22 protein-coding genes are annotated in these 23,923 nt (G+C 57.3%); 14 read left to right on the forward strand and 8 right to left on the reverse strand.

What is annotated here, in order from left to right; genetic code table 11:
- Window positions 1–66: 66 nt before the first annotated feature.
- Complete coding sequence (locus OHL23_RS12530; RefSeq protein ID WP_263352222.1) at window positions 67–2,160, reverse strand: TolC family protein; 2,094 nt, start codon at window positions 2,158–2,160, stop codon at window positions 67–69.
- A gap of 483 nt (window positions 2,161–2,643) precedes the next feature.
- Between OHL23_RS12530 and truA the strand changes: the two genes are divergently transcribed.
- Both truA and OHL23_RS12540 read left to right on the forward strand, forming a co-directional pair.
- Window positions 2,644–3,459: a tRNA pseudouridine(38-40) synthase TruA gene (gene truA / locus OHL23_RS12535; RefSeq protein WP_263352223.1), complete on the forward strand. Its 816-nt coding sequence runs from the start codon at window positions 2,644–2,646 to the stop codon at window positions 3,457–3,459.
- A gap of 58 nt (window positions 3,460–3,517) precedes the next feature.
- Window positions 3,518–3,877, forward strand: a complete 360-nt coding sequence (locus OHL23_RS12540; protein WP_263352224.1) for a VOC family protein — start codon at window positions 3,518–3,520, stop codon at window positions 3,875–3,877.
- A gap of 68 nt (window positions 3,878–3,945) precedes the next feature.
- Here OHL23_RS12540 and OHL23_RS12545 read toward each other — a convergent pair whose 3' ends face one another.
- Window positions 3,946–4,488: a DinB family protein gene (locus OHL23_RS12545; RefSeq protein ID WP_263352225.1), complete on the reverse strand. Its 543-nt coding sequence runs from the start codon at window positions 4,486–4,488 to the stop codon at window positions 3,946–3,948.
- A 127-nt stretch (window positions 4,489–4,615) separates the two neighbouring features.
- Here OHL23_RS12545 and OHL23_RS12550 point away from each other — a divergent pair, with 127 nt between their 5' ends.
- Window positions 4,616–5,914 carry a M20/M25/M40 family metallo-hydrolase gene (locus tag OHL23_RS12550; protein WP_263352226.1) on the forward strand — a complete coding sequence of 433 codons (1,299 nt, stop codon included), beginning with the start codon at window positions 4,616–4,618 and terminating at the stop codon, window positions 5,912–5,914.
- Window positions 5,915–6,072: 158 nt separating this feature from the next.
- On the opposite strand, the gene OHL23_RS12555 is transcribed toward OHL23_RS12550, so the two are convergent.
- Window positions 6,073–7,011 carry an ABC transporter permease gene (locus tag OHL23_RS12555; RefSeq protein WP_263352227.1) on the reverse strand — a complete coding sequence of 313 codons (939 nt, stop codon included), beginning with the start codon at window positions 7,009–7,011 and terminating at the stop codon, window positions 6,073–6,075.
- Between the two features lie 56 nt (window positions 7,012–7,067).
- Complete coding sequence (locus tag OHL23_RS12560) at window positions 7,068–7,484, reverse strand: hypothetical protein (protein ID WP_263352228.1); 417 nt, start codon at window positions 7,482–7,484, stop codon at window positions 7,068–7,070.
- A 240-nt stretch (window positions 7,485–7,724) separates the two neighbouring features.
- On the opposite strand from OHL23_RS12560, the gene OHL23_RS12565 reads away from it, so the two are divergent.
- From OHL23_RS12565 to OHL23_RS12580, 4 genes are all read left to right on the forward strand, one after another.
- On the forward strand, window positions 7,725–8,435 hold the full coding sequence (locus OHL23_RS12565; protein WP_263352229.1) for an SGNH/GDSL hydrolase family protein: 711 nt from the start codon (window positions 7,725–7,727) through the stop codon (window positions 8,433–8,435).
- 84 nt (window positions 8,436–8,519) lie between these two features.
- Window positions 8,520–8,861, forward strand: a complete 342-nt coding sequence (locus OHL23_RS12570) for a PadR family transcriptional regulator (protein WP_263352230.1) — start codon at window positions 8,520–8,522, stop codon at window positions 8,859–8,861.
- Window positions 8,858–9,355 (forward strand): hypothetical protein, encoded by a 498-nt coding sequence (locus OHL23_RS12575; protein ID WP_263352231.1) that lies wholly within the window; start codon window positions 8,858–8,860, stop codon window positions 9,353–9,355. The genes OHL23_RS12570 and OHL23_RS12575 overlap by 4 nt, the downstream gene beginning before the upstream one ends.
- The gene (locus OHL23_RS12580; protein ID WP_263352232.1) at window positions 9,355–9,750 is read left to right on the forward strand and encodes a gamma-glutamylcyclotransferase family protein; all 396 of its coding nucleotides are present in this window, start codon (window positions 9,355–9,357) and stop codon (window positions 9,748–9,750) included. The genes OHL23_RS12575 and OHL23_RS12580 overlap by 1 nt, the downstream gene beginning before the upstream one ends.
- A 40-nt stretch (window positions 9,751–9,790) precedes the next feature.
- On the opposite strand, the gene OHL23_RS12585 is transcribed toward OHL23_RS12580, so the two are convergent.
- From OHL23_RS12585 to OHL23_RS12595, 3 genes are read right to left on the reverse strand one after another with little or no spacing between them, the layout of a single operon-like run.
- Window positions 9,791–10,108, reverse strand: a complete 318-nt coding sequence (locus OHL23_RS12585; protein ID WP_263352233.1) for a helix-turn-helix domain-containing protein — start codon at window positions 10,106–10,108, stop codon at window positions 9,791–9,793.
- A complete protein-coding gene (locus OHL23_RS12590) occupies window positions 10,101–10,514 on the reverse strand; it encodes a type II toxin-antitoxin system RelE/ParE family toxin (protein ID WP_263352234.1) in 414 nt (137 codons plus the stop codon). Before OHL23_RS12590 ends, OHL23_RS12585 begins: the two co-directional genes overlap by 8 nt.
- 16 nt (window positions 10,515–10,530) lie before the next feature.
- On the reverse strand, window positions 10,531–11,898 hold the full coding sequence (locus OHL23_RS12595; protein ID WP_263352235.1) for a hemolysin family protein: 1,368 nt from the start codon (window positions 11,896–11,898) through the stop codon (window positions 10,531–10,533).
- 214 nt (window positions 11,899–12,112) lie between these two features.
- Between OHL23_RS12595 and OHL23_RS12600 the strand changes: the two genes are divergently transcribed.
- The 4 genes from OHL23_RS12600 (at window position 12,113) to pulA (ending at window position 19,441) form a co-directional block, all read left to right on the forward strand.
- Window positions 12,113–13,312 (forward strand): efflux RND transporter periplasmic adaptor subunit, encoded by a 1,200-nt coding sequence (locus OHL23_RS12600; RefSeq protein WP_263352236.1) that lies wholly within the window; start codon window positions 12,113–12,115, stop codon window positions 13,310–13,312.
- A gap of 275 nt (window positions 13,313–13,587) precedes the next feature.
- Window positions 13,588–14,439: a DUF4097 family beta strand repeat-containing protein gene (locus OHL23_RS12605; protein ID WP_263352237.1), complete on the forward strand. Its 852-nt coding sequence runs from the start codon at window positions 13,588–13,590 to the stop codon at window positions 14,437–14,439.
- A gap of 375 nt (window positions 14,440–14,814) precedes the next feature.
- A complete protein-coding gene (locus OHL23_RS12610) occupies window positions 14,815–15,174 on the forward strand; it encodes a DUF4870 domain-containing protein (RefSeq protein ID WP_263352238.1) in 360 nt (119 codons plus the stop codon).
- Window positions 15,175–15,640: 466 nt separating this feature from the next.
- A complete protein-coding gene (gene pulA, locus OHL23_RS12615) occupies window positions 15,641–19,441 on the forward strand; it encodes a pullulanase-type alpha-1,6-glucosidase (RefSeq protein ID WP_263352239.1) in 3,801 nt (1,266 codons plus the stop codon).
- A gap of 134 nt (window positions 19,442–19,575) precedes the next feature.
- Here the strand turns inward: pulA and OHL23_RS12620 are convergent, their stop codons facing one another.
- Window positions 19,576–20,913 (reverse strand): glycoside hydrolase family 18 protein, encoded by a 1,338-nt coding sequence (locus OHL23_RS12620; RefSeq protein ID WP_263352240.1) that lies wholly within the window; start codon window positions 20,911–20,913, stop codon window positions 19,576–19,578.
- An 870-nt stretch (window positions 20,914–21,783) separates the two neighbouring features.
- On the opposite strand from OHL23_RS12620, the gene OHL23_RS12625 reads away from it, so the two are divergent.
- The 3 genes from OHL23_RS12625 to OHL23_RS12635 are packed head-to-tail and all read left to right on the forward strand — an operon-like array spanning window position 21,784 to window position 23,593.
- Window positions 21,784–22,248 (forward strand): hypothetical protein, encoded by a 465-nt coding sequence (locus OHL23_RS12625; RefSeq protein ID WP_263352241.1) that lies wholly within the window; start codon window positions 21,784–21,786, stop codon window positions 22,246–22,248.
- Window positions 22,245–23,084 (forward strand): hypothetical protein, encoded by an 840-nt coding sequence (locus OHL23_RS12630; protein WP_263352242.1) that lies wholly within the window; start codon window positions 22,245–22,247, stop codon window positions 23,082–23,084. The genes OHL23_RS12625 and OHL23_RS12630 overlap by 4 nt, the downstream gene beginning before the upstream one ends.
- Window positions 23,084–23,593, forward strand: coding sequence for a hypothetical protein (locus OHL23_RS12635; protein WP_263352243.1), 510 nt, complete (start codon window positions 23,084–23,086; stop codon window positions 23,591–23,593). Before OHL23_RS12630 ends, OHL23_RS12635 begins: the two co-directional genes overlap by 1 nt.
- The last annotated feature ends 330 nt before the right edge of the window (window positions 23,594–23,923 follow it).

The following is a 23,923-nucleotide window of genomic DNA, read 5'->3' on the forward strand; positions in this document are numbered from 1 at the left end:
GAAAGGCCCGGCGCCGAAATCTCGGCTGCCGGGCCTTCCCTTCTGCGGGGAGAACACTATTTCATTCTACTGATTCGCTGGCGGCGCAGGCAACGTAGGCTCATTTCCCGGCTTAGCCGGTTCCAGTCCGGGAATCACCGGAACTTCCTTCACCACCCCCGTCGCAGCATCTCCGAGGCTGATGCCGTAGTGCTGTAAGGTTGTCGCGAGCAACTGATAGAGCAGCGCGCGATCCTTCGCATACGCGGCCTTGGCCGAGATCAAGCTGTTCTCCGCCGTCGCCAGATTGCGCGACTGCTGCAAGACTAGCGCCGTCGTCGAAGCTCCCAGGTGGAGCTTCTTCTGCTCCGCATCCAGGCTCTGCGCGTTGTACCGCTGAGACGCCTCCGCAGCCAGCACAGCGGCCCGATCGTTCGTCAACGCAAACTGCTGATTGACCACCTGCATGCGAATCTCGGTGTAAAGCTGCTCCAGCCGTAACTGCGCCTGCCGGTATTCAATCAAGGACCGAGACCGATCCGCCTGCGCCGTACGATTCCTCAGCGGAACATTCAGCGTAAAGCCCGCACCCTTATCCGGCGCCGAGTTGTTGAAGAGATTCTGCAGCACTGTTCCATAACCCGACGCGGGAAAGGATCCGGGAGCATACGGCCCACCCGTCGCGAAATTGAGGGCTTCCGGACTCTGCGCACCGCCCAGAGCACTCGAGTTATAGAAAGCGAAACCATTGAGCTGAGGCAGCAGCCCGTTCTTTGTCGCCTTCAGCGTGATCTCATCCTTCTTCAGCGAGAGCACAGCCTGTTCCAGCTCCGGCCTCTGCTGAAAGGCCGTCTTCGCCAGATCATCCGCCGACTGCTTTTCTTCCGGCAGCTCTTCCAGGCTCACCCGGTCCGTCGGAATCACCGGCGCGGCGATGAGCGCCGGCTCGTTCAGATTCCGTGCAATCGCCTGCTTGATGATCAACTGCTGATAATTCAGGTTGCTCTGCGAACTGATGAGCGCCTGCTCATCCGAAGCGACCGCTGAATCCGCTGTCACCACATCCAACGGAGCCATTGTGCCAATCTCAAGCTGCTTGCGGTCGTCCGCCGCAACCTTGCGGGTCTGCTCGATCGCCCGTTCCTTTGCCTGCAAGTCCTCGTACGAGCTCACCAGCGCCCAGTAGATGTTCTCCACCTGGTTGACCGTATAAAGAATCTGCTGCCGGAAGGCTGAATCGGTAATTCGCCGGTCAAAGATCGCTTCCTGGATATATCGTTTGTTCACCCATGTCCCAGCCCCGTAGAGGAACGGCTGAATGAGCTTAGCCTGGAAGCTCGAAGACAACTGAGGACTGTAATCGACAAACGGGTTGTCCGTCGTCTGCCGGCTATTACTAAGGGACACCTGCAGATTGGCGCCCGTTCGAAACCCCTGATAATAACTGAAGTTGTATTGGTCGGTATTGGTAGTAAGCGTGGTCTTGCCACCCGAAAACAAGGTGTTTGGCTGCGGAGCCGATGCCCGCTCCAACTGGATCGTTCCCGTCAGATAAGGATCGAAGTTCGCCGGCGCCGGACCCGCACCGTCCGTCGAAACCACCAGACCCGATGCCCCGGTAGCAGCGCCGGCAGTCGTGCCACCTGGGCCGCCGCCGATCGTCAAGGTAGACGAGCTGCCGCCCAGCGTGTTGGTCAACAGACCCGAATTGACGCCACGAAAGAGGGAACCAGCCTTGGTGCGCAGAATATCCGTGTCGGCGATATCCAGGTTGTACCGGGCAATCGCCAGATCGTAGTTGTTTTCGAGCGCCAGAGTGATCGCGTCGCTCAGGCTCAGGTAAATCTTCCCGTTCTTCACCAGGTCCGAAAGCCGCAGGGAATTCATGAAATTCGCTGGCGGAACATCCGTTCCCTGAAAAATCTTGATCGGATTGGGAAACGGATTGTGTCCTTTGCTGAAGTCCTTGGCCGTATCCCGCAGGAAGAGCGGTTCTGTGCTCACTGGCGCCGGAGCAGCCGGCACCTCCGTAAGCACCTTGTCCCCAGCCTGCGGAGAGGTCTGCTGGGCGATCCCTGGTGGCATCGCGGTCGTCAGACTCAGCAGCACCACAGCAGCGGCGCGCAAATTTCCAGTGGTGCCGCTGCGGCTCTTGCCGCGAGATGCTGTGACATTCTCCATTTGCTTGCTTTTCTCCTGCGCTAATTCAAGATTCCGGTACAAATGCATGAATCCTCTCCACCTATCTCTGTGCCAGATCGAATGCTGCACATCCAGACTCACCAGTCAACCCGCCGGACGCACTTTCTACACACTTGCGCCACGAACCGGGAACCTGTCGAGTAATCCTGTTTCTGCTACGAATCGGATACGTCAGGCGGAGCAAATTCGTTCCCGCAAACACCTGCAAACGCTCGGAGGACACACCTCACGCATCTCGAAAATCACATGGCTCCGTCCCGCCCCATCAAACCTTGCCGGAAGCCACCTTGTTTTGGACAGAAAAACTGAGTATATCCCAGCCCCAGGAACAGCCCGGTCAGTCCGACTTGCCCGATGCGGTATCCTCAGCCAAGCGGATACCCCAGATTCGAATCGAATTCGATTCGAAGACGATTCCTGAAGACGATTCTTGAATCAGGGTTCCCTTCCTTAGACGAACCAATGCAGAACTGGAAGCTGACCCTCACCTACGACGGCACCAACTATTACGGATGGCAGGTCCAACCCGGCCTTCCCACCATTCAGGGCGAGCTTCAAGCCGCCATCCAGCGAGTGCTCAGCAGTTCCTGGGGCGAAGCTCCTCTGCCGCAAGGCTCCGGTCGGACCGATGCCGGCGTCCATGCCCTCGGTCAGGTCGCCAGCTTCGAGCTCGGCGCACCCATTCCGCCAGAAAACCTCCAGCGCGCCCTCAACCGCACCCTCCCAGCAGCCATCCGCGTTCTCGATGCCCAAATCGTCCATGCCGCCTTCCACGCGCGGCACGGCGCCCTAGCCAAGACCTACGAATACCGCATCTTCCGAGGCCAGCTTTGCTCGCCGTTTCTCGCGCCCTACATCCACCACTGCCGCTGGCCTCTCGATTTCGACGCCATCCAGGATGCAGCCAACGCAATCATCGGGGAACATGACTTCCTCAGCCTTGCGGCCAGCGATCCCGACCTCACTCTCCGAGGCGAAGAAGAACCCGAAGGCGATACCAGTATCCCAACCCGCTCCACGATCCGCACTATCTTCTCTTCCGAATGGACCGAATCTCCCGGCGAACTACTTGTCTACCGCGTCCGAGGCAATGGATTCCTCCATCACATGGTCCGCAACCTCGTCGGCACCATGCTCGAAATCGGCCGCGGCCAGTTCCCTGCCGGCTCCATGCCCGCAATCCTCGCAGCCCGTTCCCGCTCCATCGCGGGACCCACCGCCCCAGCCCGTGGCCTGTTCCTGCATTCCGTCGAATATCCAGAAGAATCTCTGCTATAACGAATCTGCTATGACGAATCCGAAATAACGAGTCTCTGTTCCGAGGAGGCGAGAAATCATGCCCAACCCCGTCGTCCACTTCGAAATCGGCTGCCGCGACCGCGAAAAGTCCACTGCCTTCTACCAGCAGCTCTTCGACTGGGAGATGACATCCGGCCCAATGAGCACCGACATCCGCACCGACGCGGAAAACGCCGTCGCGCAGGCCATCGGAGGCCACATCGTCAGCCTCGGCCACGAGCCCTTCCATTACACCAACTTCTACGTCGGCGTCAGCAACGCAGCCGAATACCTCGCCAGAGCCGAAGCCCTCGGAGGCAAAACCCTCGTCCCACCCATCAAGCTCCCCAACGGCAGCACCTTCGCCTGGTTCTCCGATATTGACGGCAACACTGTCGGTCTTCTCTCCCAAGAATAAGCCAGAATCTCGCGTGTTACTTTAATTTACATACATAACATCAAGATAACGCTCCACTTGCTAATTAACTACCGCCTCTCCCTCTCAGCTTCCAGCAGCTTCTCCCAGTTCCACATTCCACTCGTTGTCTCCTTCGAGAGCGGAAATCCCAACTGATGCGCCAGCATGCACACCTGTCCGCGATGGTGAGCTTCATGAGAAAGCATGTAGCAAAGCATCTCCGGACCCACCGGCCACGGTTTCGCCCAACCGTCTCTCCAAAATGTCTCGACCCGTCCTCCGCCATCGCCAAATGCTTCCGCCAGCATCTCCGAACAGCGAGCAGCGCTCTCAGCCAATCCGGCACGGGCCTCTTCCGGCGTGCAATGCGCCCGGTTGAGCTGTGCCGGAACGCCCAGATGCGAAGCCGTAAGCCTCACCCACTTCGTGCGGACGTTGTGCACATGCGTGAAGATCGCCGCAATAGTGCGGACTTTACCTGGCGGTTTCGCCCTCCACACAGCAGGATCAAGGTGTTCAATCAGAATCTGATTCATCCGCTCATTCATGCCAAAGATCTGAACCGCCGCCTGGCCAAATTGAGAGGAGGGCTTATATCCAGTAGCATCCACGGCTCGTCACTCCTAAACCAATACCCGGCTGGAACTTGACCAATATTACCCCCGGTCCGTCCGCAAAGCCGCATCAAAGCAGGTCAAACCCATCCCCGCCCATACCTGCTAGCCTGAAAGTACAGATATGGCGATTCTCTCGCGCAGTTCGGCCTTTTCCCGTGTACTTGCTCTCGCCGAGCAGCGCCCTCTACACGAAGCCTTCCGCTGGCTCCACCTTCACAGCCAGCAGATGCTCCACTGGCAAATGGAACTCGTAGCCATCCCCGCCCCGCCCTTCGGCGAAGAACAGCGCAGTCTCTGGATGGCTCGCCGATTCCTCGAAGTCGGCCTCTCCGATGTGTACACTGACGCCATCGGCAACGTCTTCGGCACCATCCCCAAGTCCAATTCCGAGCCAGAGAACGAGCCGGAGGATCAATCACCCATAATCCTCCTGTCCGCCCACCTCGACACCGTCTTTCCGCTCGACACCCCGCTCAAACCTATCCTCCGTGGCGAACGTATCGAAGCCCCTGGCGCCTGCGATAACGCTTCTGGAATCATCGGTCTACTGGCAATAGCTCAAGCACTCTTAATCTCCCGGATGCCTCTCGGCGCGAACCTCGTCTTCGTCGGCAACGTCGGCGAAGAAGGCGAAGGCGACCTGCGTGGTGTACGTCACATCTACCAGCATTCACCCTACGCCGGCCGCATCGCAGCCCACATCGTCCTCGACGGTGCCGGAGCCGAAACCGCAGTCACCCAGGCTCTCGGCAGCCGCCGCTATCAGGTCACCGTCAACGGTCCAGGCGGCCACAGCTTCACCGACGCTGGAACCCCAAACCCCATTCTTATCCTGGCTTCCGCCCTGACCACGCTCGCCGAATCCTCACGCGACCACTTTCCGGACGAACCTCGCAGCACGCTGAATGTCGGCACCATCCAAGGCGGCACCTCCGTCAATACGATCCCCGAAATCGCCACCGCAACCGTCGAGTTCCGCTGCACCGACCTGCGCCCCCTCGTCCGTCTCGAAGTCGCCCTGCATCGCGCCGTAGAGGACGCCGTGGACGCCGCCAACGCCAAGGTCAGTGTCCGCTCCGACCGAAGAGAGCAAAAGCATTCTCCAGGATTGCTCCGCTATATTATTGAAAAAATTGGAGATCGACCCGCGTCCGAGCTGCCATGCGAATCCCCGCTCATGGAGGCCATCAAGGCCGTAGACCGTCATCTCGGTCTCCGCACCGACCTGCGCCTCGGCTCAACCGACGCCAACATTCCGCTCTCGTTGGGCATTCCCGCCGTCTCGCTTGGGGCAGGCGGCGAAGGCGGCGGTGCGCACACCCGCGCTGAATGGTACTCCGCTGCCAATCGAGAATTGGGTCTGCGGCGCGTTTTGCTGCTAACCCTCGCCATGCTCGACTGGGCAGGAAAGCAGTCCTGATTGCCGAATTTTGCCGTCCGCACAGACGGGACCGCGAACACAGATCGTCCGAAATGCTAGATAATTTTTCGGAACTGTTACATCGTTTGCCGGATTTCTAACGTAAAACGCCAGACAAGTTCGATCGATTGTGCCGTGTGAAGCGCGTCGGCGGAAAGCTATCCTCTCATGCGCGGATTCACCCATCGGTAGGTCAGATCCGTTAGCAGGTTTACCAGCACGTAGGTCAGCCCGATAGCCAACAGACTTCCCTGCACCAGCGCATAGTCCCGACCCGAGATTGCCGTCACCACCAGCCGCCCCAATCCGGGCCAACTGAAAATCGTCTCCGTCACAATCGCCCCGGCCAGCAGCGCGCCAAACTGCAACCCAACCACCGTCACAATCGGCACCAGCGCATTGGGCAGCGCATGGCGATAGACTACTGCATTCTCCGAGAGTCCCTTGGCCCGCGCTGTACGAATGTAGTCCTGGTTCAGTTCCTCCAGCATCGCCGTTCGCACCATTCGCGTTAAAATCGCTGCCAGCGAAACCCCCATCGCCACCGCAGGCAGCACCAGGTACCTCCAGCCGTCTGCCGAAAACAGTCCACCAGGCCCGGCCCCTGAAACCGGCAGCGATCCCAGCCCGATCGAAAACACCAGAATCAGTACCGGCCCAAGCGCAAAGGCCGGCACCGAGAGACCGAAGAGGCTCACCAGACCCACCGTCTGATCCTGCCATCGACCGCGGCGCACCGCAGCCATCACTCCAGCCGGCACCGCCAGCGCCAGCCCCAGCGCCAACGCCGAGACGGTCAGTTCAATCGTGTACGGATACCGCGTCGCAATCAGATGAACCACGGTGTCATTCAGCCGGATCGACCGCCCCAGGTCGCCATGGAGCACATCGCGCCAGTAATGCAGATACTGAATCCCGAGCGGCAGGTCCAGCCCATACTGATGCCGCAACGTCGCCAGATCCGCCGCCGTCGCGCCTTCGCCCAGCATCTGCTGCACCGGATCGCCCGGCACCAGGTGAATCAGCAGAAAGACGAGCGAAACCACCACCCACACAACCGGAATCGTCAGCAGCACTCGCGTAAGGATCGACTTCATGGCTCACTTCCACCATAAAGCCTCGCGGCCAGCCGGCCCGAAATCAATGGCAGCGACTAGAACACCACCTGCCGAGGGCCTTGCGCGTCCCTGTCGCGGCGGTACGCCCCTCTCGTCATAATCTTGCGCTTGTTGCGCGACCCGCCATTGCATTCGCTGCAGGACAAAACCAGATTCCACGGCGAGCCATCGGGGTTCGTCGCATTTTGAGCATCCTGATACAACATCATCAATTCCTGGTCGCCGCTGTTTCCAAGGTTTTGCGAGGCAACGTGATCCCCTTCCACGCCCGCGGACGTCACCGCCTTCCCGCACCAGAAGCATGTGAACACAGCGTAGAGCGTTCCTTCGATATTCTTCACTACAAAGTCGCTATTTTGATAAGCGGTGTTGATGACACTCGCTTTGTACGAGTTGCCTGGCCAATCGTTGAGGTCCCATTGATTTCCATTGCGATCTGTATATCTGGGCATACTGTCTCACATCCCTTCAATGACAACTAAGTCTTCCGGCCGTTGTCTTCTGGACGATTGTGAATGAAAACGATCTTCCTGAAGGCCCGCTCTGGATGTCATTGCATCCGCAGGAAGACCACGCAGCGGGTTTATAACACAGTCTTTCAACCACGGTCGAGAAACTTCCGTACCGCGCAGTATCCGCGAAGTATCATGGATCGGAACTCCAATTCAGTTATCGAGATAAGGGAAAGTCCCATGAAACAATCAGGTCATAGACTTCTGTTAAAATTCGCCATTCTGGCTGCTTCTGTATTCGTTCCTTGTGCGCACTCCGCACTCATTGCTCAGACGCCTGTCTCGAAGCCGGAAGAGATCGAGTGGACCTGGGAAGTTCGCCCCGTGCATCCTGATCCAAAACTCCCAAATGTTCTCCTGCTCGGCGATTCGATCACGCGGGCGTATTTCCCTGAGGTGCAGCGCCAGCTTACCGGCGTCGCAAATGTCTACCTGATGGCCACATCGGCCTCTCTAGGCGACCCGCGTCTCACGCGCCAGATCGAAGAGTTTTCCTCCGCCGAGGCAGTCAGCTTCAGCCTCATCCACTTCAACAACGGTATGCATGGCTGGACTTATTCCGAGAAGGAGTATCAGTCGGCATTTCCGGCGCTTCTCACCGAACTCCACACAATCGCACCGAAGGCCGCGCTGGTCTGGGCCACATCAACTCCGGTCAGGACGGAAACCCAGCCGGGTCCCACGAATGCCCGGGTCGACGCCAGAAACGCGATCGCACAAGCCGCAATCCAGCCCAACGGAATTGTTCTCGACGACCAGCACGCGCTCATGGCGCAACACTCCGACCTCTACCAGGACGCGGTGCATTTCAACGATCAGGGTGCCGCGATCCAAGGCAAGCAGGCCGCGCAGATCATTCGCGAAAGGCTGGCCAAACTTCCGGCCCAGTAACAGGCGATTGCATCTCGCAGAAAATTCGCTTCCTAGGGTCGCAATTCCATTGCCTCGAACGACGAATCATGCGATAACTACGTCATGCGTAGTACGCGACACGTAGTAGAAGCCGGCAACGTCCCCGAAATGGGCCATTTTTCCGACCCTCCGTTGCTTGTGCTTGCCAGCCTTGCCAGCGGTCCTAAGCACGGCCACGCCATGATCGAAGACATTGCCGCCATCTCCGGCTCGCGCCTCGGCCCCGGCACGCTCTATGGCGCCATCGCCCGCCTGGAGCAGCAAGGCTCGATCGAGCCGCTGCCTCCTGAGGAGCGCCGCCAACCCTATCGCATCACGGTGGACGGTCTGCGCGTCCTTCGCGCCAGACTGACCACTCTGCATCACTTCACCAAAGCCGGCCTCAAGCGGTTGGAGGCTCTATGACACCCGCGCTCGCCCGCCTGCTCACCCGCCTCTATCCCCGCAACTGGCGGGCGCGATACGGCGCAGAGTTCGAGGCTTTTCTTCAGGACACTGAAGGCGGCATTTCTACGGCAATAAACATCGTCTGCTCCGCACTCGGCGAGCGCATCTTTCCGACGCAAGGAGGCAACATGAATCCCGATCCAAATTCCTTCGGAGCCATCACAAAGCAGCCAAGCGCCTTTCTTCCACTGACCATGTCCCTTACCGCACTGACAATGCTTGCCTCGGTCCTGATCTGCGAATTGATTCAAAATGGCCAGATTGTTCGGGAAGCAGACGAAGGCACCGTCGCCCATCTCTGGCAAATCCTGATGGCTGGTCAATTGCCGATCATCGCCTTCTTCGCCATCAAGTGGCTGCCGCGCGCGCCAAAACCAACACTCGGCATACTCGCCCTGCAAGCGGGAGCTGCGCTCGCATCGATGGCCCCGGTCTATTTCCTCAATCTGTAATGGCCAGCTACCTATTCACCTACGGCACCTTGCAGCCGGGCCTTGCACCAGACTGCATTGCGCACGCGGTCAATAAGCTGCGCTCAATCGGCGAAAGCTCTATCCACGGCGAACTCTACGACCTGGGCGAATATCCCGGCGCAGTCCTCAATCCCCGATCCAGGCACCAGATTCACGGCATGGTATTCCTGCTTCCGGAAGACGCGAATATTCTCCGTCAATTTGACGATTACGAGGGATTCCAGATCGATTCTCCCGAAACCAGCCTCTTCCTGCGCGAGCTGCACCCGGTAGTCCTCACTGCCACTGGTCAAACGCTTCCCTGTTGGGTCTATGTCTATAACGGAAAACCAGACCCCGTGCGAATATTGCCAAATGGGAGATTCTTAGGTTGAAGATAGTTCAAGATCCTTACCGGCAATGGCCTCGAACCCTTTAAGCAACAATCTCCAACCCTTTTTTCTCGACCAGTGAAAGGAGCTTCAGGGATGCTCCATGAGGATGCTTCTCTCCACGCTCCCACTTGGAAACCAAGCCGGGAGTCACATTGAGATAAGCCGCAAAGACGGTCTGACTCGCCTTCTCGCGCACTCGCAATGCACGAATCTTCTCTGGCGTCATCTCTTGAATGGGCGTGAGGCAGAGTGCATCGAATTTGCGCATCGTCTTTTGATCAATTCCCCCAACGCGATGCAGATCGGCCGCAGTTTCATGAATCGCAGCCATGGCGTTGCTTCGATATTTCTTAGCCATTATCTCTCTCCTCCTGTTCATCGACATTGAGCAGCGCACCATTCTGGACCCGCTTCGTCATCTCCGCTTTCGTGTAACCTAGAAGCACTTCCGCCAGCTCTCGAAACGCCTCAAGCTCATTAGGCTTAATATTTGCAAGATCCTTCTTCTCAAAGCCGAATACAAACACTGCGCGATCATCTTTCTTGAAGAGAATAATAGAGCGTGAACCACCCGACTTCCCTTCTCCATGACGCGCAATGCGTTGTTTGATTACTCCTCCGCCAAGATCGGCATCGATCACGCCTTTATTGACTAGCCAAGCCGTCCTCCAAAGGTCTGCGTCGGAGATTCGAGCCTTTTTCGCGAATCGTGCAAATGCCTTGCTCTTATAGGCGGAAAACTCCTCTGAAGGCTCTTTCTTCATCTACACAACTATAGCACTAAGTATCATAGTATTCTGAAACCACTTCTTTCTCCACTGGCTCTACGCGAATCTGTTTGATGCGCCGACCATCCATCTCCGTAACCGTCATACGCCGTCCTTCGAAGACGATGCTTTCGCCACCGCGTGGAATCTTCCCCAGCCGCATCAGCAGAAACCCGGCCAGCGTCTCCACGCCGCCATCGCGAGGAAGCTTCCATTGCATCTGTGTCTCCAGATCGCGCAGGTTGACGCTGCCTTCCAAGAGCAACGCTCCTGACGCCGTGGTCAGCACGGGCCGCGCGGGGTCGTCAAATTCGTCGTTTAACTCGCCGGTCAACTGCTCGACGGCGTCTTCCACCGTCACCACACCGACTGTCGAACCGTATTCGTCCACCACAATCGCCATCTGCCGCCGCCGCTGCTGAAACTCCCCGATCAGATCGAGCACCGTCTTCGTCTCCGGAACCATCAACACATCCCGCATTACCTGGCTCACCCGCAGTTCGACAAACGGAGCGACAGCCGACCGAGTGCCCGCCGTGCGCCGAAAGTGCATCAGCCGCGCCAGGTCCTTCGCGTAAACCACGCCGATAATGTGTTCCGGCCCGCGCGTCTCGTCGTAGACCGGAACCCGTGAGTGCTGATGGTCGATCACCGACGCGCTCGCCGCGTCAATCAGCGTGTCCCCAGGCATCGAAATGATCTTCTGGCGCGGCGTCATAATCTCGCGCACAGGAATTTCGTCAATCTCCAGCGCACGGTGAATCAGCCGCTCCTGAAACGCCGGCAGAACGCCCATCCGCCGCGCCGCTGTCGCAATCAGCTTCAACTCCTCGGGCGAGTGCGCCGATGCCTCCGCCGTCATCGACACGCGAAACATCTTCAGCACAACCCGCGCCGAGCTCTGCAGCAGCCGAACTCCCGGGCGCGTCACGGCCATGAAAAAGAGCATCGGCCCGGCCACGGCAATGGCCAGATTCTCAGCCCGGCGCAGCGCCAGCGACTTCGGCACCAGCTCGCCCAGCAGCACATGGAGGTAGGTGATCAGCGCAAACCCCACCGTCACCGAGGCGATATGCGCAAAGACAATGGCGTGCGGCAGCCCTTCCATCCATCCGTAAAAAAGCTCAGCCGCCAGCGGCTCGCCGATCCAGCCCAGCGCCAGGCTGCACAGCGTCACTCCAAGCTGCACGGCCGGCAGGAAGCCATCCAGATCGCGCTGTAACTGCCGCACCGAGGTGGCTCCGGGAACGCCGGCGGCGATCATCTGCTCGATCCGCGTATCGCGCATAGAAACCAGCGCAAACTCCGCTGCCACGAAGAATCCATTAGCCAGAATCAGGATGGCGACAGCGACGATTTGGAGCAGTGGCAGACCGTGCATGACTCTCTTTTCTTGGCTGAGTCTAACATTCAGCAGTTTCCGCAAACTTTCGCAGGGTTCACCGGATTTTCACGAACCCTCTGCCAGGTCCAACCAGGTTCTGGAACCAAACTCCGGAACCAAACGTATGAGTCCTCAGCGACCACCCCCATCTGTGCAAAAAGTTCGGGGCTGGCCTAAAATTTTCCGCAATCGGCAATCATTGGAGGCAGTTGTGGCTGCAAGAAAAAAGGGTCGAATCTGGCTCTGGATCAGCATCGTCGTAGTCGTGGTTCTCGTCGGAGCAGGCGCCGGCATCGCTCATCTCGCCTCCGGCACCCGGCTCGATCCCAACAAGATCGGAAAGGTCACCCGCGGAGACGTCGCAAAATCCGTCGTCGCCACGGGCAAAATCACGCCGATCACCCAGGTTGAGGTTAAGTCCAAGGCTTCCGGCATCGTGCAGCAGCTCTTTGTCGACATCAACAATGTTGTCCGCAAGGGTCAGCCGCTCGCCCAGCTTGACCAGCAGGAGATCTCAGACCAGGTCGCCGCTCAGCGCGCTCAACTCGCCGCCCAGCAGGCCAACGTCACCAACTTCGAAGCAGCCATCGAGCAGGATAAGGTCAACGCCGCCGCTCCCGACCTTCCCATGTATAAGGTCACTCTCGACCGCAACAACGAGATGGTCAAGCAGGGCCTCGTACCCCAGCAAAACCTTGACAACGCCAACCGCGACTACCTCGCCGCCCTCACCAAGCGCGACGCCTCCAAAGCTCAGATCGGCGTCGACAACGCCAAGCTCAAGCAGGCACTCGCCCAGGTGCAGCAGAGCGAAGCCAGCCTCAAGCAGCTCGAAGAGCAGCTCGGCTACACCACTATCGTCGCACCCATGGACGGCGTCGTTCTCTCGCGCGACGTCGAAATCGGCGACGCAGTCAGCTCCATCCTTGTCCTCGGCTCCACGGCCACACTCGTCATGACTGTGGGCGACACCACCGAGGTCTACGTCAAGGGCAAAGTAGACGAAGCCGACATCGCCCACGTCTACATGGGCCAGCCTGCGCGCATCAAGGTTGAAAGCTTCCGCGACCGTTACTTCCAGGGCAAGGTCACCAAGATCTCACCGATGGGCGTCGAAAAAGACAACGTCACTACTTTTGAAGTCCGCGTCTCGATCAATAACCCCGGCGGAGAACTCAAAGCACAGATGACCGCCAACGCCGAAATCCTCCTCGACGAACACAAGAACGTGCTCACCGTCCCGGAGAATGCGGTGATCTACGACAACATGAAGAACGCCTCCGTCGAAATCCCCGACAAGGCCCAGAAAGAGGGCAAGCGTAAGATTCCTGTCAAGGTCGGCCTCTCCAACGGGTCGGTTACCGAATTGCTCAGCGGCCTCAAGGAAGGCGACCAGGTCGTGCTCCAGTAAGTTCCCGTTATCCCGCACTTAGTTGCGGGATAACTCAATGCGGCGTTTCATCGCAATGTTCGTTTCCGGACACAGGAGTTGCAAATGCGGACAAGGCCTCGAAACAACAATCCTCCGCATCTCCGCAAAACACTTAGAATGAGCATGATGCACTCCGGCATCTTTGGCACGTGGGATGCTACTTATCTGGCAACGAGAATAAGGCCGCAGTTGCGAAGATTCTCCGCGGCTCCCATAACGGCAATTGACCCGGCAATCACCCTGTGAGGAACGATATGAAGCATTGGATTCCCGCAACTGTCCCAGTACTAGGTCTCGTATTCGCTCTCAGCGCAATCCCGGCGCTGGCCAGCGAGGCTACCTTCGAACGCACGCTCTCCGTTTCCGGCGCAGTTACGCTGCACATCTCGACCGGCTCTGGTTACATCCATATCAAGCCCGGCTCCGATGACAAGGTGCATGTCTTCGGCCGCGTCAAATCGTCCGGCTTCGGCGGCAGCGAAGACCGCGTCCGCGACATCGCCGCGCATCCGCCGATTGAGCAGACCGGCAGCATCCTCCGTATCGGCGGGCACCAGGAGAACATGCACAACATCTCCATCGATTACGAAGTCGAAGCCCCAGCCCGCGCGTTTCTCGATGCCGGTTCGGGCTCAGGAGACATCACCGATGACGGCGTCGGCGTCAACGCCCGCCTGAACACCGGCTCCGGCACCATCCACGCCACTGGCCTCAAAGAGAGCTTTACCGTTGAAACCGGCTCAGGAGATATCTACGCTGAGCAATCCGGCTCTGGCGACATTAAGGCCAACACCGGCTCCGGCACCATCGAAATCAAGAACATCTCTGGCGGCCTGCGCGCCCAGACTGGCTCCGGAGACATCAAGCTTGGCGGTCAGGCTAAAGCAGACTGGCGCGTTACTACCGGTTCTGGCAGCGTCGAACTCTGGCCTGACCACTCCGGATTCACGCTCGACGCCTCAACTGGCTCAGGTGATATCAAAACCGACCACGAAATGCTCGTGCAAGGTTCGATAGAGAGCCACCACCACATCACAGGCAAAATCAACGGAGGCGGCCCCACAGTGCGGGTCGAAACCGGCTCCGGAGACATCCGCGTCCACTAGCTGCGCGAGTCGCTAGTGAACAAACGGCCAGCGAACCGTGCACTTCCCACGGCAGTTGCCCCCTGCCTGTGCTTACTGGTCGCTGGCCATCATTAAAAAGCGTTCCTCGGCGAGGTCTGAAAGGCTCCACGGGACGGGCCTCGCCTTTTTTTAACGTCAAAAATACAGACTTTCACTCCCTCACGCAAACCCTCTCAAATACCCCCGCGTCCTCCCGCTTCAATTAGACCCATTCCAATAGCAAAATCCCATCCCCGCGTCGATTTCCCATTTCGGAACTACAACGTAAACGGAATTCTGATTCATGTTTCAAACAACTGTTTCACGGAGCTACACTTCATCCCATCCGCCCCCAGAATCAGGAGATATTCCACTGTGTCCGAAACTGTCCACACCGGTATTTCTGACAACTCCCTTGGAGCCGTCAGCTACCTCACTCTAATTCCTGCGATCGTCTTCCTGGCTATCGCCCCTTACAACCGGAGTGCATACGTGCGCTTCCATTCCTGGCAATCCATCATCGTCGGCGCGATCGCGTTCCTCGTCAACTTCGTCCTTAGTTCCCTGATGCAGTCGACCTCGTTCGTCAGCCCGCGTGTATTTCTCACTCTCAGCGCATTGATCGGCGTCGCTTATATGCTCGTCATGATCCTTTGCGCAGTCCGCGCCCTCAACGGCAAACTCTTCAAGCTCCCTTTGGTCGGTGCCTGGGCCGAACGCCAGGCAAACCGTTAACCCCACGGACGTTCCCTCAAAAGAGCGCCCACATTTCGATCATCCTTGTAACTCCAGCTTGTCTCTCCACTTGGACAAGCCTCACCCGCTGAACGGATATCTGGCTCCGGCAATGCGCAGGCGCCAGCGACCTCAACCATCAGCCCTCCCCTCAACATCTCGCCCATCCTTGCCTCGTCCCAACGAGCCAAGGATGGGCCTTATAACTTTCGGATAACATCCACTGGTATTTTCTAAATTCTGCGGAACAACTCCCATCGCAAACTAAATCGATTGCGTTGAAAGTCGCAGCGAAGAAGCCAAATCTTCCCATTCGGATCGCATCCGAGGACGTCGCAAATCCCTTGACATCGCCACTTCCGGTCAACTAATCTCGCGGCGCTTCCATCGCGACCTCGCGGCGAACGCGAACGGCCACTCCTCGAATTCAACGCGAATATAGCCAATGTCTACGGGAGAGCTACCAATGAGATTCCGGACTTCCATACCGCGCCTTCCTGGCAAGGCCGTGTACATGCTCGCGCTTTTGCTTTGCATTCTCGCATCGTCCTCGGTCCTTGCGTGGTCCGATCCTGCGATCCCCGCAGGCCACATCCGCGTTCACTACTTTCGCCCGGACGGCAACTACAGCGGCTGGACAATCTATGCCTTCGACAACACCACCGAAAACACCGGCAACTACGGCGGCGGCCCTGTTCAGGTGACCGGAACCGACAGCTATGGAGCCTACTTTGACGTCGGCGTGACCACCGGCGCGCAGGAAGTCGGAATCATCATCCACAACCCCACCGCCTCAGGCGGCGACCAGAAGGACACCCCCAACAATCTCTTCGTCGATCCTTCAACGCAGGGCTTCGAGTACTGGGCCTATTCCGGCATAGCCAAGCTCTACACATCGCCGATTAACCTGACCAATCCCACCGCCATTCTGCCCGGATACGTCCGCGTTCACTACCACCGCACGGACGGCAATTACAGCGGATGGACGATCTACGCCTTCTTCGATACAACCGAATTCGCAGGCGATTACAACAGCGGCCTCGTGCCTGTAACCAATACCGACTCATACGGCGCATACTTCGATGTAGCAGTCGTCGCCAACGCCCAGAATCTCGGCCTTATCATCCACAATCCCTCGGCATCCGGCGGCGATCAGAAAGACCCAGGTCCGAATGAGTTTGTCGATCCCACGACCGAAGGCTTCGAATACTGGGGCTACACCGGAATCGGCAAGCTCTACAAGAGCCAGCCGAGCCTCACCAATCCCAACGCACTGTTGCCCGGCTATGCCCGCATTCACTACTACCGGCCCGACGGCAACTACGCCAACTGGTCCGTCTACGCCTTTAACGACACCGCCGAATACACCGGCGACTACAACGACGGGCTTACCTTCGTCACCAGCATGGACACCTACGGCGCATACTTCGACATCAGCCTCATTCCCAACGCGCAAAACCTCGGATTCATCATTCACAACACCGCGACCGGCACAAAAGACCCCGGCCCCAACATGAACCTCGACGTCGCCACCAACCTGCAAGCCTGGGCCATCTCCGGCAATGCCACAGTCTTCACGTCGACGCCGACACCAACCCAGATCCTCGACAGCCTGCTCAACGTGGAGCAGGCCTACTGGCTCGATCGCCAGCGGGTCGCCATCCAGCCGCAGTTCGCGCAAAGCGGAGATACTTACGTACTTAGTTCGAGCCTCACGGGCGGCCTTTCCGTGACTCCAACCGGCATCACCGGCGGCACAACCATTCCGCTCACCGCCGGCGGAACGCTTACCGCCGATGAACTCCTTCGCTATCCACAACTAAGCGGCTACACCGTCCTCCAACTCCCCGCCACCACAACAGTCGCAGCACTGCAAACCTTCCTCCAAGGTCAGCTCGCCTTCTCCGCCATCGGCTCCAACGGCTCGCTGCAATACGCCACCGGCATCCAGGACGCAGGCGTCCTCGACGACCTCTACTACTACCCCGGCAAACTCGGCGTCCTCTTTCATCGTGATGAAGCCACCTGGTCCGACTGGCCCGAAGACGAAAACTACGCCATCAAGCTCAAACTATGGGCGCCCACCGCGCAATCCGTCTCGCTCCAGCTCTTCGATCACGAAGCCGACACCACCCCTTCCGCCACGGTTCCCATGCACGAACACAACGGCGTCTGGGTAGCCGGCGGCGATGCAAGCTGGAAGGACAAGTACTACCTCTACAGCGTCAAAGTCTGGGTCCCATCCGACTCCGCAGTCGACACCAACGTCACCAGCGATCCCTACTCCATCGACATCGCTCTCAACGGTACAAAGAGCCGCATTACCGACCTAGACTCCGACGAAACCAAGCCCCAGGGATGGGACGAACAAAACTCCCCGTCCCTCCGCAGCTTCAGCGATCTAAGTCTCTACGAACTCCATGTCCGCGACTTCAGCATCAACGACCCCACCGTCCCCGCAGCCCATCGCGGCTATTACGAAGCCTTCGACGACCAGACCTCCAACGGCATGAAGCATCTCCGCTCCCTCGTGCAGAGCGGCCTGAAAGCCGTCCATATTCTGCCGTCCTTCCACTTCGCCAGCGTCAACGAAGATAAGTCCACCTGGGTCATTCCCAGCGGCCTCGCCGCCTTCCCGCCCGACGGAACGCAGCAACAGGCCGCCGTCACCGCCAGCCAATCGAACCCCGCATATAACTGGGGCTACGATCCCGTCCATTACATGACTCCGGAGGGCAGCTACGCCATCAACCCCGACAACCGCGTCCGCGAATACCGCGTCATGGTCAAAGGCCTCCACAAAGCCGGCCTCCGCGTCGTCCAGGACGTAGTCTTCAACCACACCAACGCCAGCGGCGAAGGCCCCAACTCCAACCTCGACGAAGTCGTGCCCAACTACTATCACCGTCTCGACGCCAGCGGAAACCTCGAAACCGGCTCCTGCTGCCCCGACACCGCCAGCGAACACAAAATGATGGAGAAGCTCATCATCGACTCGCTCCTGCTCAACGCTCGCCAGTACAAAATCGACGGCTTCCGCTTCGACATCCTGAGCTTCATGTTCACCTACAACATCACCGACATCCAGAAAGCCCTGCAAGCGCTCACCGTTGAGAAAGACGGCGTCGACGGCAGCAAAATCTACCTCTACGGCGAAGGCTTCAACTTCGGCGACACGGTCAACAACCAGATCGGCCCCAACGCCTCGCAGGTCAATCTCTACGGCTTCGGCGTCGGCACCTTCAACGACCGTATCCGCGACGGCACGCGCGGCGGCAGCCCCTTCACCGACGAGCGCGTCCAGGGCTTCGCCACCGGCGTCTTCACCGACCCGAGCGACTTCACCAACAGCACGCTCTCATCCAGCCAGCAGCAATCGCAGCTCCTCCAATACTCCGACTGGATCGACGTCGGCCTCACCGGCAACCTGCGCGACTTCACCTTCATGGACAGCGCCGGAGCCACCGTTACCGGCGCCCAGATCAGCTACAACGGCCAGCCCACCGGCTACACCAAGAGCCCCATCGAAGCCGTCAACTACGCCTCCGTCCACGACAATCAGGACCTCTTCGATGCCGTCCAGTTGAAGTCCAGCTTCAGCGACACCATCGCCACCCGCGCCCGTCGCCAGATCATGGGCATGAGCCTCATCACCCTCGGCCAGGCAATCCCCTTCTACCAGGGCGGCGACGACCTCCTGCGCTCCAAAGACATGGATCAGAACAGCTACAACTCCGGCGACTGGTTCAACAAGATCGACTGGTCCGGCCAAACCGCCAACTGGGGCATAGGCCTGCCCATCGCCAGCCAGAACCAGAGCCAGTGGCCCATCATGACACCGCTGCTCAGCAACCCCGCCTACACTCCGCTGCCCGCCAATATCGCCTACAGCCAGGCAGCGTTTAACGAACTGCTGCAAATCCGCTATAGCTCAGACCTCTTCCACATGGCCACCCTCGAAGAGATCCAGCAAAACCTCACCTTCCTCAACACCGGCCCAAGCCAGACCCCTGGCCTGATCGCGATGAAGCTCGACGCCAACGGCGGCCACTACGGCGCCTACAAACACATCGTCGTACTCTTCAACGCCACCAATGCCTCCGTCACCTTTACCGACAGCCGCCTGCAGGGCCTCGCACTCCGCCTGCACCCTGTCCAGCAAAACTCCGCCGACCCCACAACGAAGCTCTCAACCTTCAACTCCAAAGCAGGCACAGCAACGGTCCCCGCCATGACCACAGCCGTATTCGTAGCCGAATCCGAATAACGAACATCCATGCGGGTGCGGGTGCCCCAGGTCTCGATTCTGAGACCTGGGATTCTGAGACTCGCGTTCAAAGCAAAAAAGAACCCCACAGACGTTCATCCGTCTGTGGGGTCTTGTCTTTGCCTTTGCTATCGTTAGTGGCCCAGCCCGGCAGCCATCGTCTTCACCATCGTCCCATTGGCGTCATCATCCTTCAGAGCCCACACATACGCGCCGCCAAGCCCACCCGGAACCTTGACATCGATATACAGCATCTTCAGAAACGCCGTAGTCGGATCGTCATAGGTATAAAACGTCTCCGACGCTGGATCATACAGCGACACCGCCAGCCTCTGCGCATCGAAGTAACTGCTGTACCCATTCGCCTTCAAGTTAGCCAGCGTCCCATAAGTCGCAATCCCCGGAGTCAGCAACGTATCGCAACCCGACGTAGCCCCGCTCAAATCCGTGCACAATCCCGTCCCATTCGCCAGCGGAACCGCCGACGGCCCCTTAGAACTCTGGTACAAGCCATGGTTCACATTCGGAACGCCAGTCCAGCCAGCGCCATAGAGCGGCAATCCCATCGTGTACTTCGACGGCGGAACCCCCGCACGCAGATAAGCATCCACCGTCGAATCAATATCAAGATCCTGCCCATACAAAGGATCTTTCTTCGAATCAAACAGCGGAGACGCATCATTCGTCTGCGTATCCCACGACCCGGCATAGTTATATCCGTCAATGGTGATGAAATCCACCTGCTCGGCAGCATGTTTCAGATCGATGTTCACATAGTTCTGCGCGCCCGCCGGCCCGTCAAACGACATCACATACTGCTTGCCCGTTGTCTTGCTCAGAGCATTCAACTGACTGCGAAACTCCGCCAGCAACGCCGTAAAGTTCTGCGTATCGGCCGACGTCGGAAACTCCCAATCGATATTGAAACCATCGAAGAGACCAGGAGCCGTAACACCCGTTGCGATATTTCCCTTCACAAACATATCAATGCACGAAGCAGCCAGCGCCTGCCGCCCGGCCTGCGTACTCGACGCGCTCACAAAGCCCGCAAGGTTCGTAGCCGAAGCGCCTCCAATCGACATCAGCACCTTCAACTTAGGATGAAGCTGCTTAAGCTGTTGAATCGCCCCAAAGTTCCCATACAGCGGCGCAGAATACGCCACACCGCTCACACTCGGCAGATTAGGTGTCGAATAGTCCGCCCAGCTATCGGCAATCGAGCAGGCAGGCGCAGGACTGGTAGTTACATTGGCAAACGCGTAGATAAGGTGCGTCAACTTATCCGCCACGCCATTCTGTTGCAGATTGGCGATGTTATACCCGGCATAGTAGATACTCCACTCCTCGAAGTATCCGCCAAGAATCTTGCCCTGGCTGCGATCTTGCGCAAATGCGGGGTGCAGGCTTGCGAGGAACATCATCAAACACATCAAAACCGCTTGAGTGAATCGCTGAAAAAATCGTCTCGACATTCGGGAGCGCTCCTTGAATTGAATTCCTGAGATTCGCGGAGTATAGGGGAAAGCCAATTCCATCTGCAATGATTATTTTCAAAGAAAGTGATCAACAATCTGACCGAACACCACCCCAACGACGCAAACAGAGGGGAGCAATGGCCTTCAGGCCACTGAAAAACCGGCCACGGAATCCCGCACTCCCCTTGAATCTCAGCCCTAGCGAAGAGGTGTCCCATCTTTGGCGCGCGCCTCGAACAACGATAAGACTCAGAGCCCGTCGGCTTGGGCTTTTTGGGTTAGACATTTGGCTTAATTCAGTTAAGCAATTTACAATCAATACTTTACGAGAACAACCTAAGAACGAGTGCCCGATGACGATAATATGACTGGAGGGAATCAGTTAGATCCCCTTACCACATGTATTCGGACTGCGAAATGGTTTCTGGGTCTTAATACAGCGGCCCAACTCACAGAACCACGGCGAGAAACCTCCATCCGAGATGAATATTGGTAAAATGATGTACCCTAATCTCATCCGACTAATTAGGTAGGGAAAATCCCCATCTTTTCAACGACATGTCAAATCTAGAACGCAGAAAAATCGCCCCCCCCGGCCAGCTTCAGACTGAATTGTTGAGGTTCACTGTATTCCTCCCTGTCGCTGAGAAGATCGGCGATCAAAATTGGTGGACTGAATTGGTCGGCGTCGAACCAGAAATTCGGAATTCTCGGCCGAACATAGGCTTCCTCCAAGAGGCGGGCCCAATTGACGCCTACGGGTTGGTTCTAACTACAAACCCAGGCCGCGTGGATTGGCTATTAACTCCGAAACAGCAAGAAGGTATTCCACCCATATCTCGCTGGGCGGGTCCCCTCAATGAGACGTTGCCTTTCTTCCAAAAGCTCATGACCACGTGGATCGCGGGTCATCCCTCCGCCGCCAGATTAGCTCTCGGAGCAATAGTGCACGAAAAGATGAACAGCCGGCAAGACGCTTATAGGAGACTAGCTAAGTATCTGCCCGCTGTCACAATTGACGCAGACGGGTCGAGCGAATTGGCCTATCAAATAAATCGACCAAGGCAGTCGAAGGTCGCTCTTGGATTGCAAATCAACCGTCTAAGCAAATGGTCCGCTAACCTTTTCGTGCCATTTGGATTCTCGATTAACAATCCTGCACAGGCACAGATGGAAAGACTAGGCGACGGCGAAACCACCTGCCGCATTGAACTGGACATCAATACGGACCCCGCGTATGTGGAGGGGTTCAGCCAGCTAATCATAACCGGGCTAACTGCAGAGTTCTGTGAGCTAGCGATGGAAATCACTGAGTTTGGAGACATCCAATGAGTGCCTGCCATACAGCAATCCCGGCCGAATTCGAGTGGTCTTGCCCACCCTCAATTGCAAAGGTTACTGTCGATGCTTATGAATCCATGATCAGCACAGCGCCTAAACCATTTGAGAGAGCTTCGGGACTTATTTTGCGCAATCCGCAACTTAACAAACTGGTTCCGACAAACCCATCAGGGATAGTAGGAGCTGGCCGCACAGAAAGTGGCGTGTCGGGGCCCGTAATCCTTACAACCGAATCGGGGGAGATTGGCGAATTCGAGAATTACCTTTCCGGAACTACACTCCTGCTAACTGACCGCGGAGGAGTCGGCCGATTCCAAGAAAACTCGGCCGGACCAATCTATTCCTTTACTGATTTGGAAAACGGATATTATAGGAGCAAGGTGCCTTTCGTCCGTGCCAGAAATCACGAGACGGAAGACAAATTCAGGCTTGCTTTTCAGAGAGCCACCGAAGAGCGATTCGAAGATGGCATGGAGAGCCAATTTTCAAGGGAGTTGGAGACTCTGGTGAAGACCTTCGGCACCGATCCTTTCAGTATTCTGAATAGACTCTTCAAAGATTCCTCAATTTCCCCCACTGTCTGGGCGGAAGCTGTAAGGTGGGTTGGGCGTGCGGAACAACTCCTTACCCGCTCAACTAGACTTCTATTATTAGAGCTGTCCATTTCGTCCGAATTTGCTGTTGTCCGCGATAGCGCCGCTCTCGGAATAGCCTATATGGACGATCAGTTGGCAATACCTATGATCGAACGGGCGATCGCATCAGAGAAACTGACTGAACTGAAAGCGGACATGAGGCAAGTCCTCCAGCAACTAAGAGGGTGCTAGTGTCTCGACTTCTTATCACAGTTAACAAGAGACTATGGGACAAGGAGTTGCTTCCGAGCTTTGTCCAACCGGGCGACATTACTGCGGACTGCCTAATGAGTCTGAGAGTCACAGACAACAGTATGTCTGTTTGGGAAGTTACCGGAGACGACGCCAACCTTGAGCGGGTGCTTACGGCGCTAGCCGCGAATCGTGATCATCCTACCAATATCGACTATTTGATATTCGACTCGAACATCCCAGCATCCCTGGGGCTGGAAGTGATAAGAAGGCCTGGCGCAACTCCAGACGTGGACGCAAATGAAGCTTGGCACCGCGATCTCGTAGATATATCAGGAAGGAAGCTTCTAGGGTTCGCCGTAGAAGTATTTCAGAATTCAACCCGGAGAAGATGCCCGGGAAAAGATGTCCTGAGACTGCTCAAAGAAGCATTTAGGCGTAAGGAAATCGATCGGGAAAGGATACCCCCGACTTTGTTGCAAAAGATCGAAAACGGCCTGCAGCTTTAGCCTCGCTGGCATGACAGTGGATCGTGCATGACTTGAAATCTCCAAGAACAAGAAGAAGATGCAAATCCCAGCTTTTTCGATTACTCGTTGTCCTAGGGAAGTCATCAAAGACAGTATCCGGCGTAGCAATCGCCTTCCGCGCTCAATTGGAAATCTTGGCGGTCCTGATAGTCCCCGTTGAGCCCGCGAAAGCAAGGGCTAGATGATGGTCAACGTTCATCCTCACTTCGCACGCTTACCCTGAACCGCATGACTTCGCCCCCGATCGTCGAGAGCGATTTTCCTGGCTGCCTGCCCAAATGATAGCCCTCGCAATTCTCCCGATGCGGA

This window comes from Acidicapsa acidisoli (assembly GCF_025685625.1).
GTDB lineage: Bacteria > Acidobacteriota > Terriglobia > Terriglobales > Acidobacteriaceae > Acidicapsa > Acidicapsa acidisoli.

Coding starts and splice junctions, on each gene's coding strand:
- OHL23_RS12530 (WP_263352222.1), bottom strand. CDS start 2,160: ATGGAGAATGTCACAGCATCTCGCGGCAAGAGCCGCAGCGGCACCACT.
- truA (WP_263352223.1), top strand. CDS start 2,644: ATGCAGAACTGGAAGCTGACCCTCACCTACGACGGCACCAACTATTAC.
- OHL23_RS12540 (WP_263352224.1), top strand. CDS start 3,518: ATGCCCAACCCCGTCGTCCACTTCGAAATCGGCTGCCGCGACCGCGAA.
- OHL23_RS12550 (WP_263352226.1), top strand. CDS start 4,616: ATGGCGATTCTCTCGCGCAGTTCGGCCTTTTCCCGTGTACTTGCTCTC.
- OHL23_RS12555 (WP_263352227.1), bottom strand. CDS start 7,011: ATGAAGTCGATCCTTACGCGAGTGCTGCTGACGATTCCGGTTGTGTGG.
- OHL23_RS12560 (WP_263352228.1), bottom strand. CDS start 7,484: ATGCCCAGATATACAGATCGCAATGGAAATCAATGGGACCTCAACGAT.
- OHL23_RS12565 (WP_263352229.1), top strand. CDS start 7,725: ATGAAACAATCAGGTCATAGACTTCTGTTAAAATTCGCCATTCTGGCT.
- OHL23_RS12570 (WP_263352230.1), top strand. CDS start 8,520: ATGCGTAGTACGCGACACGTAGTAGAAGCCGGCAACGTCCCCGAAATG.
- OHL23_RS12575 (WP_263352231.1), top strand. CDS start 8,858: ATGACACCCGCGCTCGCCCGCCTGCTCACCCGCCTCTATCCCCGCAAC.
- OHL23_RS12580 (WP_263352232.1), top strand. CDS start 9,355: ATGGCCAGCTACCTATTCACCTACGGCACCTTGCAGCCGGGCCTTGCA.
- OHL23_RS12585 (WP_263352233.1), bottom strand. CDS start 10,108: ATGGCTAAGAAATATCGAAGCAACGCCATGGCTGCGATTCATGAAACT.
- OHL23_RS12590 (WP_263352234.1), bottom strand. CDS start 10,514: ATGAAGAAAGAGCCTTCAGAGGAGTTTTCCGCCTATAAGAGCAAGGCA.
- OHL23_RS12595 (WP_263352235.1), bottom strand. CDS start 11,898: ATGCACGGTCTGCCACTGCTCCAAATCGTCGCTGTCGCCATCCTGATT.
- OHL23_RS12605 (WP_263352237.1), top strand. CDS start 13,588: ATGAAGCATTGGATTCCCGCAACTGTCCCAGTACTAGGTCTCGTATTC.
- pulA (WP_263352239.1), top strand. CDS start 15,641: ATGAGATTCCGGACTTCCATACCGCGCCTTCCTGGCAAGGCCGTGTAC.
- OHL23_RS12620 (WP_263352240.1), bottom strand. CDS start 20,913: ATGTCGAGACGATTTTTTCAGCGATTCACTCAAGCGGTTTTGATGTGT.
- OHL23_RS12630 (WP_263352242.1), top strand. CDS start 22,245: ATGAGTGCCTGCCATACAGCAATCCCGGCCGAATTCGAGTGGTCTTGC.